The organism is Ciceribacter ferrooxidans (assembly GCF_004137355.1).
GTDB lineage: Bacteria > Pseudomonadota > Alphaproteobacteria > Rhizobiales > Rhizobiaceae > Allorhizobium > Allorhizobium ferrooxidans.
Map to the genome: position 1 here is coordinate 269,983 of NZ_SDVB01000238.1, position 12,433 is coordinate 282,415.

The following is a 12,433-nucleotide window of genomic DNA, read 5'->3' on the forward strand; positions in this document are numbered from 1 at the left end:
AAGCAAGGTCCATGACTTTTACCGTCGCCATCGTCGGTCGTCCGAATGTCGGCAAGTCCACGCTCTTCAACCGCTTGGTCGGGAAGAAGCTGGCGCTCGTCGACGACACGCCGGGGGTGACGCGCGACCGCCGTCCGGGCGCGGCGAAGCTCATCGACCTGCGTTTCACGATCATCGATACCGCCGGTCTCGAAGAATCCGGTCCCGAGACGCTGCAGGGCCGCATGTGGGCGCAGACGCGCGCGGCGATCGACGAGGCGGATGTCACGCTTTTCGTCGTTGACGCCAAGGCCGGGCTGACGCCCGCCGACCAGACGCTCGCCGAGATGCTGCGCAAGAGCGGCAAGCCGGTGGTGCTCGTCGCCAACAAGTCGGAGGCCCGCGGCTCGGATGGCGGCTTCTACGACGCCTTCACCCTCGGGCTCGGTGAGCCGTGCCCGATCTCGGCCGAACACGGTCAGGGCATGCTCGACCTGCGCGACGCGATCGTCTCGGCGATCGGCGAGGACCGCGCCTTCCCGGAAGCGGACGAGGTGGCCGTCACCGATGTCGACGTGCGCGAGCCGCTCGGAGCGGAAGGCGCCGCCGAAGACGAGGAAGTCGAGCCGGAATACGACGAGACGAAGCCGCTTCGGATCGCCGTCATCGGCCGTCCGAACGCCGGCAAGTCGACGCTCATCAACCGCTTTCTCGGCGAGGATCGCCTGCTGACCGGTCCGGAAGCCGGCATCACCCGCGACAGCATTTCCGTCGAATGGCAGTGGCGCGGCCGCACCATCAAGATGTATGACACCGCCGGCATGCGCAAGAAGGCGAGGGTGCAGGAGAAGCTCGAAAAGCTCTCCGTCGCCGACAGCCTGCGTTCGATCCGCTTCGCCGAATTGGTCATCATCGTCTTCGATGCGACGATCCCCTTCGAGAAGCAGGACCTGCATCTCGTCGATCTCGTCGCCCGCGAAGGCCGTGCCCCGGTGCTCGCCTTCAACAAGTGGGACCTGATCGAGGACCCGCAGGCATTCCTTGCCGATCTCCGCGAGAAGACAGAGCGGCTGCTGCCGCAGGTGCGCGGTATCCGGGCGGTGCCGATCTCGGGGCAGACCGGTTACGGCCTCGACCGGCTGATGCAGTCGGTGGTCGAGACAGACCGCGTCTGGAACCGCCGCATCTCGACGGCCAAGCTCAACCGCTGGCTCGAAAGCCAGCAGGTGCAGCATCCGCCGCCGGCCGTCTCCGGACGCCGGGTGAAGCTCAAATACATGACGCAGGTGAAAGCCCGGCCTCCGGCCTTCATGATCTCCTGCACCCGTCCGGAAGCGCTGCCTGAATCCTATCTTCGCTACCTGACGAACGGGCTCCGAAACGATTTCCAGATGCCGGGCGTACCGATCCGCATCCATCTGCGGGCGTCCGAAAACCCGTTCGAAGGCAAAAAGAAGAAGCGGTAAGCTTTATCCGGTCGCCGTCGCCCAGCGCGGCGATGGCCGCGCCTTGGCGGCCTCGACATTGTCGAGAAACTGTCGCGTCGCACGCTCCCACGAAAAGGTTTCGGCTAGGGCTCTCGCGTCCTCTCCGGGACAGGCAAGCGCTGCCTCGCAGGCGAGGCGCAGATCTTCATTCAGAACGCCCGCCTTGCCGTCTCCCGGAATGATGTCGACCGGCCCGGTGACGGGGAAGGCGGCAACCGGCACGCCGGAGGCGAGGGCTTCGAGGATGGTGTTGCCGAAGGTGTCGGTGCGCGAGGGGAAAACGAAGACGTCAGCCTCAGCATAACACGCGGCGAGTTCTTCGCCGAACCTGGCACCGGTGAAGGTGACGTCCGGATAGCGTCTCTGCAGGTTTTCCCGTTCAGGACCGTCGCCGACGACCACCTTCGAGCCCGGCAGGTCGAGGTCGAGAAAGGCCGGCAGGTTCTTTTCCACCGCGACGCGCCCGACCGTCATGAAGATCGGTCGCGGCAGGCCGAAGGGACGTTCCGTGCGAGGTCTCGGGTGAAAGAGGTCGAGGTCGATGCCGCGGCTCCAGAGGCGGAGATTGTCGAGCCCGTGTCCCTCGAGCTCGCGCTTCAGGCTCTCCGTCGCGACCATGCAGACGCCGCCGCCATTGTGGAACCAGCGGACATAGGCATAGAGCCAGGACATCGGCACAGGGATCCGGGCCGCGACATATTCCGGGAAGCGTGTGTGGTAGGTGGTCGAGAAGCCCATGCCGTGCTTCAGGCACCAGTGACGTGCCATCAGTCCAAGCGGCCCCTCCGTCGCGATGTGGATGTAATCCCGCGCGTGGCTCTCGATGGCGCGGGCGACCCGGCTGTAGCGCGCCATAGACAGCCTGATCTCCGGATAGGTCGGCATCGGGATGCTCGGATAGGCATCCGGGGTGATCATCGCGACCTCGACGCCCATGCGCGCGAGCTCGCGATTGGTGTTCTCGATGGACCGGACGACGCCATTGACCTGCGGCCGCCATGCGTCGGTGACGATGACAATTCTGGGCATGCCTGGACGAACTTTTCCTCGGCACCGGAAGGCGGGAACCCTCCGCTTTCTTCAGGCTTTATGTGGCCGCAGTGTTACAGGTTGATGTCACACGCCTGTTCACAACACCGGGTGCTGGCCTCGTTGCCGCCTTCGCCTATACTGCCTGCAAAGAATTCCGACCGGCCAGAACCGAAAGAGTCTCGATGCCCTCTCCCGACCGCAAAAGCAGTACCCGAACCAGCCAACCGGACTGGTGGCGGGGCGCCACGATCTACCAGGTCTATCCGCGATCCTTCCAGGACACGAACGGCGACGGTATCGGCGATCTCAAGGGGGTGACGCAGCGGCTCGGCTACATCGCCTCGCTTGGGGTGGATGCCATCTGGCTCTCGCCCTTCTTCACGTCGCCGATGGCCGACATGGGCTATGACGTCGCCGACTATTGCGACGTCGACCCGATGTTCGGGACGCTCGCCGATTTCGACGAACTGATGAAGGAGGCGCACCGGCTGGGCCTCAAGGTCATCATCGACCAGGTTCTGTCACATACCTCCGACCGGCATCCCTGGTTCGAGGAAAGTCGCGCGCATCGCAACAATCCGAAGGCGGACTGGTATGTCTGGGCCGACCCGAAGCCGGACGGTACGGCGCCCAACAACTGGCTCTCGGTGTTCGGCGGGCCGGCCTGGGAGTGGGACGGCGTGCGCAAGCAGTATTACATGCACAATTTCCTCGCGAGCCAGCCGGACCTCAACTTCCACAATCCGGAGGTTCAGGCGGCGCTCCTCAAGGTGGTCGAGTTCTGGCTCAAGCGGGGGGTAGACGGCTTCCGCCTCGACACCGTCAACTACTTCTTCCACGACCGGGAGCTCCGGGACAATCCGGCGATGGTGAAGGACGACGACGCGCCGGGTCTCGACGCGCCCGACGTCAATCCCTACGGGATGCAGAACCACCTCTACGACAAGACACAGCCGGAGAACCTCGTCTTCCTCGAAAGGCTGAGGGCGCTGATCGATCGCTATCCGGGGCGCACGACGGTCGGCGAGGTGGGAGATGGCGCTCGCTCGCTGAAGACCGTCGCAGCCTATACCGGCGGCGGCGACAAGCTGCACATGTGCTACACCTTCGACCTTCTCTCGCCGGACTTCACCGCGAACCACATCCGTGCGTGCGTCGGCGCGGCGGAGGAGATGATCTCCGACGGGTGGATCTGCTGGGCCTTTTCCAATCACGACGTCACCCGCCACGCCAGCCGGTTCGCGCAAGCGACCGACGAGCGCGAGGCCGTGGCAAGGCTCTCGATCAGCATCCTTGCCGCTTTGCGTGGCTCCATCTGCCTCTATCAGGGGGAAGAGTTGGGGTTGCCGGAAGCGGAGCTTTCCTTCGAGGACCTGCGCGACCCCTACGGCATCCGGTTCTGGCCGGCTTACAAGGGCCGCGACGGGTGTCGCACGCCGATGGTCTGGACGTCCGGCGGCAACCATGCCGGCTTTTCGTCGGGACACAAGTCATGGCTGCCGGTGCCGCGCGAGCACAAGGCTCTGTCGGTCGAGGTGCAGGAGGCCGCGGAGGCTTCCCTTCTCAACCACTATCGTCGGGCGCTTGCCTTCCGCAAGGCGCATCCGGCGATCATCGAGGGCGGGCTGACCTTCGTGGACATGGAGGAGGATGTCCTCGCTTTTGTCCGCGACAAGGGCAAGGAACGGCTGCTCTTCGTCTTCAACATGCGTCGTGGACCGCAGGAGGTGGCTCTGCCGGCCCATTTCACGGTCAAGGAGGTGCTGGCGCTGCCCGGCTGCTCGGGACGTGTCGAAAAGGGGCATCTGCGGCTCGGCGCCCTCGACGGTTGCTGCATGAGGGTTTGAGCATGAAGGTCCGCCGGGCGAGTGTCGACGATTTGGCCGCGTGGGGCAGGTTGCGCCTGCAGCTCTGGCCGGAGATATCGCCGGATGAGCTTGTCGACGAGCAGGCCGCGATGCAGGAGGCTCCCGACCAGTTCGCCGTCTTCCTCTGCGAGGAGGATGGCAGCGTCTCCGGCTTTGCCGAGGCGAGCCTTCGTCAGGATTATGTCAATGGTTGCGAAACCTCGCCGGTCGTCTTTCTCGAAGGCATCTTCGTCGCGCCCGAGTACCGCCGTCGCGGCGTCGCCAGGCGGCTCGTCGCCGCCGTCGAGGACTGGGCGCGCGAGATCGGCGTGCGCGAACTCGCCTCCGACGCCGAACTTGCGAATACGATTTCGCACCTGATGCACAGGCATCTCGGTTTCGAGGAGACGGAAAGGGTGGTCTATTTCCGCAAGGAGCTGTGACCGGCTCCGCTTTCCGTCTCCTGTCGTCAGTCGCTGTTGCCTAAAGCAGCCACTCCGAAGTCTGCTGTTGCTGCGCCGGCATGACGTCGTCGAGCGAATAGGCCTTGATGTAGTCGATCTGCATTTCGGCGCCACCCGCAAGTCCGTCGGCAGGTGTTCCGGCCGATCCGCCGACGGCGAGGTTGACGATCATGTACATCGGATCGTGCATGTCGGCCGGCGTATCGGCGCGTGCGACGGCTACGTCGTCGAAGTACCAGACAATCTCCTCTTCCGTCCAAAGCACGCCGTAATTGTGAAAGCCCTCGGTGCCGGAAACCTGTACCGCGGTCGAGGTGGTGGTGCGCTGGCCGGTCTCGTTCGAATGGACACTCACATGCACGGTATTCGGGTCCTGTCCCCGCATCTCCACGACGTCGAGTTCCGGTGGCCAGGAGCCGTCTGCCGGCAGCAGCCAGAAGGCCGGCCAGGTTCCCTGTTCGTCCGGCATGTCGGCGCGGATTTCGAAATAGCCGTAGGTCTGCGCGAAGGAGGAATAGGTCGTCAGCATGCCCGAGGTGTAGTCATAGCCCTCGATTTCGGACTGGATGGATGGGGGCGCCTGTTCGGCGGTGATCGTAAGGACGCCGTTTTCCACGGAGAAAGGATTGACCTCCGACGTGCCTTCATAGGCCGGGTTGATGTACCATTGCAGCTCGCCATTGCCGGCAAGGGAGCTTCCCTTCTCTGGCGCCCACCAGAACTTCGGGTCCCATGTCCCGCCGCTGCCGTCGTTCAGCGAGAGAGTGTTGAAGTCATCCGAGAAGGTCTGCGTCAGATGGGAGCGATCGAGGGAGAGCCGGAACTGGTTTGCCCCGAGATCTCCGACCGCGACGTCCGCGAAGACGAGGCTTTCGCCGTCGCCGAGATCGAGCCGAACGTCGGTACCTTCCTGGGTCAGGTGAGAGGAGACCTCGGCGAAGGAGGTGAAGGCATAGCCTTCGAGGCGGATCGTGTCGTCGGCGCGGAAATCGGTGATGAGGTCACTGCCGTTGCCCTTGTCGACGATGAAGATGTCCGCGCCGCCGCCACCGGTCAGCACGTCGTTGCCGGCACCGCCGTCGAAGGTCTGGCGGTTCGAAGAGCCGCTGATGATGTTGTCGAGGTCGTTGCCGAAGGCGTGGCGGACATCGCCGGTGACGCTGAGGTTCTCGAAGTTCTCCGGCAGCGTGTAGCTCATCCAGGTCTTGATCGTGTCGATGCCTTCGCCCGGTGCTTCCACGGCGCGGTTGATCGTCGAGTAGAGATAGTAGATGTCGTCGCCGGTGCCGCCGTACATGGTGACGTTGACCGAACTGTCTCCCCAGATCGAATCATTGCCCGCCGTGCCGTAAAGGCTCGGGCCGGAGCCGGTCGCGGAGAACCAGGCGGTGGAGGTGCCGCTGTAATAGAGGGGAATGCCGAGGGCGTTTTCTACGGATCGGGCCATGGGTACCTCTTTCGTTTCCGATCCCCAAGCCCACCTTGTGCAACCGTAGCATGCGGATGCACATTCGTCAGTATGCGTACTGAATAAAAATCTCGCAGGTGCGAAAAGGTTCCCTCAGCGGTGTCCGCGACCTCGTTTCACACGAGCAGCATGAACTTGTCGACGTCGACCATGCCGCGGTCGGAAATCTTCAGATGCGGGATGACCGGCAGCGGCAGGAAGGCGACCTGCAGGAAGGGTTCCTGGAGCGTGGTGCCGAGCGCATAGGCCGCCTGGCGGAGATGATGGAGCGTGTCGCGCACGGTCTCGTAGGGTTCGAGGCTCATCAGCCCCGCGACGGGGAGGGCGATTTCGCCCGTCACCTTGCCGCCATCGACCACCACGAAGCCGCCCTTGATCTCGCCGAGGCGGTTGGCGGCGAGCGCCATGTCATCCTCGTTGACGCCGACGACGCAGATATTGTGGCTGTCGTGCCCGACGGTCGAAGCGATCGCGCCGCGTTTCAGCCCGAAGCCCTGGACGAAGCCGTTGGCGTGGTTGCCGTTCTTGCCGTGGCGCTCGATGACGGCGACCTTGATGATGTCGCGGTCGAGATCGACGGCGGTCTGGTTGCCGGAGGTCGGCAGACGGTAGCGACGGTGTTCGGTGATGATCTTGCCGGGCAGGACGCCGATCACGGGCGTCTCGCGTTCCGTCACCGGCACGCCGAAGTCGGCCGCCTTCACGATCCGCGCCTTGACGCTGTCCAGGCCGACGGGGGCGACCGGCTTGCGGGTGGCGAAGAGTTCGGGCGTCACACGCCGGCCGGCGGCAAACACCATCTCGGCCTGGCAGTTTTCGAGGCTGTCGACGACGACGAGGTCGGCCCGCCAGCCCGGCGCGACGAGACCGCGGTCGCGGAGCCCGAAGGCGCGTGCGGCGGAAATCGAGGCGGCGCGGTAGACGGCGATCGGCTCGACCCCGTTTCTGATCGCCTCGCGGATCATGTAGTCGAGATGGCCCTGTTCGGCGATGTCGAGCGGGTTGCGGTCGTCGGTGCAGAGCGCGAGGAAGGGCGAGAGCCGTTCAGTGAGGATCGGCATCAGGGCGTGGAGATCCTTCGACACGGACCCCTCGCGCACGAGGATGTGCATGCCCTTGCGGATCTTTTCGAGCGCTTCCGTGGCGGTGGTGCACTCATGGTCGGTGCGGATGCCGGCTGAGAGATAGCCGTTCAGGTCGTTGCCGGAGAGAAGCGGCGAATGGCCGTCGATATGGCCGCCTTGGAAGGCTTCGAGCTTGGCCATGCAGACGGGATCCTTGTGGATCACGCCCGGAAAATTCATGAATTCGGCAAGCCCGATGACCTTCGGATGGCTGCGGAAGGGCAGGAGCCGCTCGATCGGCAGGTCGGCGCCGGAGGTTTCGAGATGGGTCGCCGGAACGCAGGAGGAGAGCTGGACACGGATGTCCATGATCGTTTCCAGCGCGCTGTCGAGGAAGAACTGGATGCCCTCGGTGCCGAGCACATTGGCGATCTCGTGCGGATCGCAGATGACGGTCGTTACGCCGTAAGGCAGCACACAGCGGTCGAACTCGTGGGGTGTCACCAGCGAGCTTTCGATGTGGAGATGGGTGTCGATGAAGCCCGGCACGGCGATGCGGCCGGAAATGTCGATTTCCTCGCGACCGCGATAATCGCCGCATGTGCCGACCACCGTGCCACCGCAGATCGCGATGTCGGATGCCACGAGTTCCCCGGTAACGAGATCGAAGAAGCGCCCGCCCTTGAGCACGATATCGGCCGGCTCGCGTCCCGTTCCCTGATCGATGCGGCGTTCGAGGTCGGTCATGCGGCGTCTCCGATTCTTGTCCATCCGGCATCACTGTAGCGGCTGACGAGGGGCGTGGGGAAGGGCCGAGCTGTCGGCGTTGCTTTGGCAAACGCCTCCTCGTGCGGCGCCGTCGTCCCGGCGCCAGGTCGAATCGGTTTCCGTCAGCCGTTCCGTCGTCGAAATCTGCCCGACCTATCAGTCCGCGGCTTGCGCCGCATCGAAGCGGGCGTCGACGGGGACGCCGAGCGCGACCGCGAGCGCATTGGTCTGGCTGGCGAGCGCGATGACGTCGAGGAGCTCGGCATGCATCTGCGGCGTCAGACCTTTCACCCTGGCCGCCGCCGAATGGGAGTGGATGCAATAGCTGCAGCCATTGACGACGGACACGGCGATATAGATCAGCTCCTTCACCAGAGGGTCGAGCGCGCCCGGTGCCATGACCGATTGCGCCTTCTCCCAGACGGCCCGAAGCTGGGTCGGATCATGGGCCAGGACCCGCCAGAAGTTGTTGACGTAATCGGTCCCGCGGCGTTCGCGGATTTCGTTGAAGACGGCGAGCGCTTCCGCACTCGCCTCCTTGTCGGTGAGCAGGGGAAAGACCGCCATCAGACAAGCGCCAGAATGCGGGCAGGGCCGCCGGTGCCGCCCTTGTGCTTCGGTGCGCCGACGACGATCGTCGCGCCCTTGACCGGCAGCTCTTCGAGGTTGTTCAGGCATTCGATCCCGTAGCGCCCGGCCGGCAGCCAGGTGTTGTGCACGGCGAAGTCGGCCGAGTTGCCAGGGTCGAGCGACAGCGTGTCGACGCCGATGGCGGCGACGTCGAGCGTCGCGAGCAGATCGGTTGCCGACTTCCCGAAGCCGGGGAAGGCAAACTTGCCGGCGCCGTCCGTCCGGAAGGATGGGTCGGTCACCTTCTTCGACCAACCGGATCGTAGTGCCACCACGGCACCCTTCGGGATCTCGCCGTTGGCGCTGATCCAGGCCTCGATGTCAGCGGCCTCGACCGTCGCGTTGGCGTCGTCCTTCGCCTTGTCGGTTATGTCGATGATGGCGAGCGGCGCCACCAGCTTTTCCGGTTCGATCTGGTCGACGCTCTTGCCGTCGGCGCTGAAATGGAACGGTGCGTCGATGTGCGTGCCGGTGTGTTCGAAGATCGTCAGCTTGTGGATCTGGTAGCCGTTCTTCGCGATCTCCACGGCCCACTCGTATTCGATGCCGGGATTGCCGTCGAAGGTCGGGAAGGACCCGTCATAGGCGTGGGTCAGGTCCACCACCTTGCCCGGGCTCTGCTGTGCCAGCACCGGCGTCTTCACGCCGCTCCCGACGACCGCGGCGCCCGCAATCGCCATGCCCGTGAACAGGGAGCGTCGCGACAGCATGTTCTGCTTCACATTCTCGATCACGCAATGATTGCACATCGGGTTTCATCCTCTCCAAATGGACTGGCAGGGAGAGAGTAGCGGATGGGGAGGGTTCGGCAAGTGGCAGGGCCGGCCCGAGAGCGGGTCAGGCGGAGGGAAGCGCCAGTTCCTTCAGCGGCTTGCCTCCGTCGATAAACAGCCTGCCGTGCGGTGCGAGAGCGGCGGCGATCCTTTTCAAAGCCTGCTCTCCGGCTTCGGGGTGGCGCCCGTCGAGGGCGCCGACACGGATCGCCACGGCAAGATCGAACGGGTCCTCGCCGTCACCCAGCGCGAATTCCTCGGCGCTCGCCTGCCGGAAGGACAGGGCATTCGGGAAAGTGAAGGCGGCGAGCGAGGCACGCGCCGCGTCGACGGCCTTGGCGGACCGGTCGATGCCGAGGATGAAGCACGCGCCCGACAGCCGCTCGGCGATGAGGCGGGCGAGGACGCCGGGGCCGCAGCCGATCTCGAGGATACGCATGCCGGACGTCAGCGGCAGGGCATCGGCGATCTCGACGTGACGTTGCGATGCCTTTGCCGCCATCGTCTATTCCCTGATCTCGACCGCAAACCCGAAACGCATGCTCTCGCCCGCCGCCAGAGCCACCGTATAGGGTCTCTCGACCAGTTCGGCCGTGCCGCCGGCATGGGCCGCCATGCCGTGCCAGGGCTCGATACAGAGGAAGGGGGCGCCGGGTTTCTGCCAGAGCGCCACATTGGGCAGGTTTTCGAAGATGAAGTGGAGCTTCGGTCCGTCGTCCGCACCGTAGGCGAGGCCGGTGCCGGCGTCTTCGGGGAAGATCAGCGCATCGTTTTCGAAGAGTGAAGGTTCGAGCTCCAGCCGTCCCGCCTCGAAGGGCGAGCCGTGCAGAGTCTTTCCGATCAGGCCGTTCTCCAGTTGTATGACGCCCGGTTCGGCGCCGTTGTCGAGGATCACCCGATGCGTCTTGCCTGCCGCGCCGGGCAGGGGCCAGAGAAAGGCCGGGTGAAAGCCGATGCCGAAGGGCAGCGGGCTCTCTCCCGGATTGTTCACCTCGGCGGTAACGGTCAGGGTCCGGCCGTCGAGGCGATGCTCGACCACGAGGCTGAAATCGAAGGGATAGACCTCACGTGTCGCCTCCGTCGAGACGAGGCGATGCCGGCAGGCAGCTTTCGTGCGATCGATGAGGTCGAAGACGCGTCGCCGGGCAAAGCCGTGCTGCGCCATGGGATAGGTCTTGCCGTTGACGGCGATGAGGTCGCCCGGCGCCTTGCCGACGATCGGAAACAGGATCGGCGAGCGACCCGTCCACCATCGGGCATCGCCGTTCCAGAGAAAATCGCGACCGTCTGCGGTTCGCAGCGACTGCATCTCGGCACCGAGAGGATGCACTTCGACGGCAAGCTCTTCGTTCTCGATCAGAATTGTCTCGGACATGGTCACACCCGCCTTTCACGTGCCGACCATAGCGCATGGGTACCGGCCGTCGCCAGCGCCAACACGCGGCGCGTCCCGGTTTACGTCCGCGGTTTCGCCGCTACTGCCTCGACCGGATGGCCGGCCGTCCGCCATGCGGTGAAGCCGCCCTCCAGATGGCAGACGCTCTCGAGCCCCATCTCCTGCGCCGTCTTCGTCGCGAGCGCAGAGCGCCAGCCGCTCGCGCAGAAGAAGACGAAGCGACTGTTCCCGGCGAAAACGGGCTTGTGGTACGGGCTCTCGGGGTCGATCCAGAATTCCAGCATGCCGCGCGGACAGGAGAAGGCACCTTCAATCGTGCCTTCCCGTTCCCGCTCCCGCGGATCCCGCAGGTCGACGAAGATCACGTCGCCGCGCCCGTGCAGTGTCCTCGCCTCTGCCGCGTCAATTGCCTCGACGACCGCATTCGCCTCGTCGAGCAGGGCTTTGTACCCCTTCTTCATTCCTGTCCTCCTACGGCGCAAGGACGCCGCTCTCCCGTTCTGTCGCCGCATGGGACCATAGCAGCCCGGCCGTCGCTGTCACCGGATGCCTTGGTCTGAGGCAGCACTATACATTCAACCATGTGGTTGACTATCTTGCTGAAACGGTCTATGAAAGGCAACATTCAACCATATGGTTGAATTATGTCTGTGATGTGCGGCAGGGCCTGCCGTTCGCACCATCCCGCGGAGGTTTCCATGCTTCTCTCCAACAAGAACATTGTCATTTTCGGCGGCTCGGGAGCGATAGGTTCCGCGGTCGCCGGCGCTTGCCTCTCCGAGGGCGCCAGGGTTTTCATCGGCGCACGGGATGCGCAGCGCCTCGCGGCGGCGGCGTCGTCGCTCGACATAGGGCAGGGGATGCCGGCGACCTTCGTCGTGGATACGCAGCAGGCGGATATGGTCGCCCGCTCCATCGTTCAGATCGCGGCGCAGGTGGACGAGATCGACGTGGTGATGGACGCGACGAGTGTGCCGCATGACCAGGGCTCGCAAATCGATACTCTCGATCTCGGCACCTTCATGACCCCGGTCCACGGCGTTCTCACGTCGCTGTTCAACACCACGACGGCCACACTGCCGCATATGGGCAAGAGGCGCCAGGGTCTCGTGCTGACGCTGACGACGCCGGGCGGTCGCACCGCCGTGCCGGGTCATCTCGGAAACAGCGTCGCGTCCGCCGGCGTCGAAGCCTTTACGCGGGTGCTCGCCGCCGAACTCGGCCCGCGCAACATCCGCGCAGTCTGTCTCGGTCCGCACGCGCTCTCCGATGCGCCGAAGGCCGGCTCCTATACGGCGAAGCTGTTTGCGCCGAAGGCGGCCGCAATGGGCATGACCGTCGATGAATGGCTCGGCGCGGCGGCCGGCACCACCATGCTCGGACGTCTGCCGACGCTGAAGGACGTCGCCCAGACGGCGGCCTTCCTGATGTCGGACAGGGCGCGCGCCATGACGGCCGCCTATGTGAACCTCACCTCGGGCATGATCGCCGACTGAGGCGGCGACAGACCGGTCACGGGCGTTCC

At 64.7% G+C, this 12,433-nt stretch carries 12 protein-coding genes; 4 read left to right on the top strand and 8 right to left on the bottom strand.

What is annotated here, in order from left to right; genetic code table 11:
• Positions 1-11 precede the first annotated feature (11 nt).
• Positions 12-1,445, top strand: a complete 1,434-nt coding sequence (gene der, locus EUU22_RS12245) for a ribosome biogenesis GTPase Der (protein ID WP_129332265.1) — start codon at positions 12-14, stop codon at positions 1,443-1,445.
• A 3-nt stretch (positions 1,446-1,448) separates the two neighbouring features.
• Here the strand turns inward: der and EUU22_RS12250 are convergent, their stop codons facing one another.
• A complete protein-coding gene (locus tag EUU22_RS12250; protein ID WP_129332266.1) occupies positions 1,449-2,495 on the bottom strand; it encodes a glycosyltransferase family 4 protein in 1,047 nt (348 codons plus the stop codon).
• A gap of 185 nt (positions 2,496-2,680) precedes the next feature.
• Here EUU22_RS12250 and bglA point away from each other — a divergent pair, with 185 nt between their 5' ends.
• Together bglA and aac(6') are read left to right on the top strand one after the other, a co-directional pair.
• Entirely contained in the window at positions 2,681-4,345 is a 1,665-nt protein-coding gene (gene bglA, locus EUU22_RS12255; protein WP_129332267.1) for a beta-galactosidase BglA, read from the top strand.
• 2 nt (positions 4,346-4,347) lie between these two features.
• Positions 4,348-4,788 carry an aminoglycoside 6'-N-acetyltransferase gene (aac(6'), locus tag EUU22_RS12260; RefSeq protein ID WP_129332268.1) on the top strand — a complete coding sequence of 147 codons (441 nt, stop codon included), beginning with the start codon at positions 4,348-4,350 and terminating at the stop codon, positions 4,786-4,788.
• Between the two features lie 40 nt (positions 4,789-4,828).
• Here aac(6') and eglC read toward each other — a convergent pair whose 3' ends face one another.
• The 7 genes from eglC to EUU22_RS12295 all read right to left on the bottom strand — a co-directional run bounded on the left by eglC (position 4,829) and on the right by EUU22_RS12295 (position 11,369).
• Entirely contained in the window at positions 4,829-6,256 is a 1,428-nt protein-coding gene (eglC, locus tag EUU22_RS12265; protein ID WP_129332269.1) for an endo-1,3-1,4-beta-glycanase EglC, read from the bottom strand.
• A 137-nt stretch (positions 6,257-6,393) separates the two neighbouring features.
• On the bottom strand, positions 6,394-8,088 hold the full coding sequence (gene ade / locus EUU22_RS12270; protein ID WP_165351158.1) for an adenine deaminase: 1,695 nt from the start codon (positions 8,086-8,088) through the stop codon (positions 6,394-6,396).
• Between the two features lie 177 nt (positions 8,089-8,265).
• The gene (locus EUU22_RS12275) at positions 8,266-8,676 is read right to left on the bottom strand and encodes a carboxymuconolactone decarboxylase family protein (RefSeq protein ID WP_129332271.1); all 411 of its coding nucleotides are present in this window, start codon (positions 8,674-8,676) and stop codon (positions 8,266-8,268) included.
• Positions 8,676-9,488, bottom strand: coding sequence for a cyclase family protein (locus EUU22_RS12280; RefSeq protein WP_129332272.1), 813 nt, complete (start codon positions 9,486-9,488; stop codon positions 8,676-8,678). Before EUU22_RS12280 ends, EUU22_RS12275 begins: the two co-directional genes overlap by 1 nt.
• Before the next feature lie 88 nt (positions 9,489-9,576).
• Positions 9,577-10,014 (bottom strand): SAM-dependent methyltransferase, encoded by a 438-nt coding sequence (locus tag EUU22_RS12285; RefSeq protein WP_129332273.1) that lies wholly within the window; start codon positions 10,012-10,014, stop codon positions 9,577-9,579.
• A 3-nt stretch (positions 10,015-10,017) separates the two neighbouring features.
• Positions 10,018-10,887 carry an aldose 1-epimerase family protein gene (locus EUU22_RS12290; RefSeq protein WP_129332274.1) on the bottom strand — a complete coding sequence of 290 codons (870 nt, stop codon included), beginning with the start codon at positions 10,885-10,887 and terminating at the stop codon, positions 10,018-10,020.
• Positions 10,888-10,967: 80 nt separating this feature from the next.
• Entirely contained in the window at positions 10,968-11,369 is a 402-nt protein-coding gene (locus EUU22_RS12295; protein ID WP_129332275.1) for a rhodanese-like domain-containing protein, read from the bottom strand.
• Between the two features lie 237 nt (positions 11,370-11,606).
• Here EUU22_RS12295 and EUU22_RS12300 point away from each other — a divergent pair, with 237 nt between their 5' ends.
• On the top strand, positions 11,607-12,404 hold the full coding sequence (locus EUU22_RS12300; protein WP_129332276.1) for an SDR family NAD(P)-dependent oxidoreductase: 798 nt from the start codon (positions 11,607-11,609) through the stop codon (positions 12,402-12,404).
• The last annotated feature ends 29 nt before the right edge of the window (positions 12,405-12,433 follow it).

Excerpts from the sequence above, each read along its gene's own strand:
- der (WP_129332265.1), top strand. The coding sequence starts at position 12 with ATGACTTTTACCGTCGCCATCGTCGGTCGTCCGAATGTCGGCAAGTCC.
- EUU22_RS12250 (WP_129332266.1), bottom strand. The coding sequence starts at position 2,495 with ATGCCCAGAATTGTCATCGTCACCGACGCATGGCGGCCGCAGGTCAAT.
- EUU22_RS12275 (WP_129332271.1), bottom strand. The coding sequence starts at position 8,676 with ATGGCGGTCTTTCCCCTGCTCACCGACAAGGAGGCGAGTGCGGAAGCG.
- EUU22_RS12290 (WP_129332274.1), bottom strand. The coding sequence starts at position 10,887 with ATGTCCGAGACAATTCTGATCGAGAACGAAGAGCTTGCCGTCGAAGTG.
- EUU22_RS12300 (WP_129332276.1), top strand. The coding sequence starts at position 11,607 with ATGCTTCTCTCCAACAAGAACATTGTCATTTTCGGCGGCTCGGGAGCG.
- EUU22_RS12295 (WP_129332275.1), bottom strand. The coding sequence starts at position 11,369 with ATGAAGAAGGGGTACAAAGCCCTGCTCGACGAGGCGAATGCGGTCGTC.
- EUU22_RS12285 (WP_129332273.1), bottom strand. The coding sequence starts at position 10,014 with ATGGCGGCAAAGGCATCGCAACGTCACGTCGAGATCGCCGATGCCCTG.
- bglA (WP_129332267.1), top strand. The coding sequence starts at position 2,681 with ATGCCCTCTCCCGACCGCAAAAGCAGTACCCGAACCAGCCAACCGGAC.
- eglC (WP_129332269.1), bottom strand. The coding sequence starts at position 6,256 with ATGGCCCGATCCGTAGAAAACGCCCTCGGCATTCCCCTCTATTACAGC.
- ade (WP_165351158.1), bottom strand. The coding sequence starts at position 8,088 with ATGACCGACCTCGAACGCCGCATCGATCAGGGAACGGGACGCGAGCCG.
- EUU22_RS12280 (WP_129332272.1), bottom strand. The coding sequence starts at position 9,488 with ATGTGCAATCATTGCGTGATCGAGAATGTGAAGCAGAACATGCTGTCG.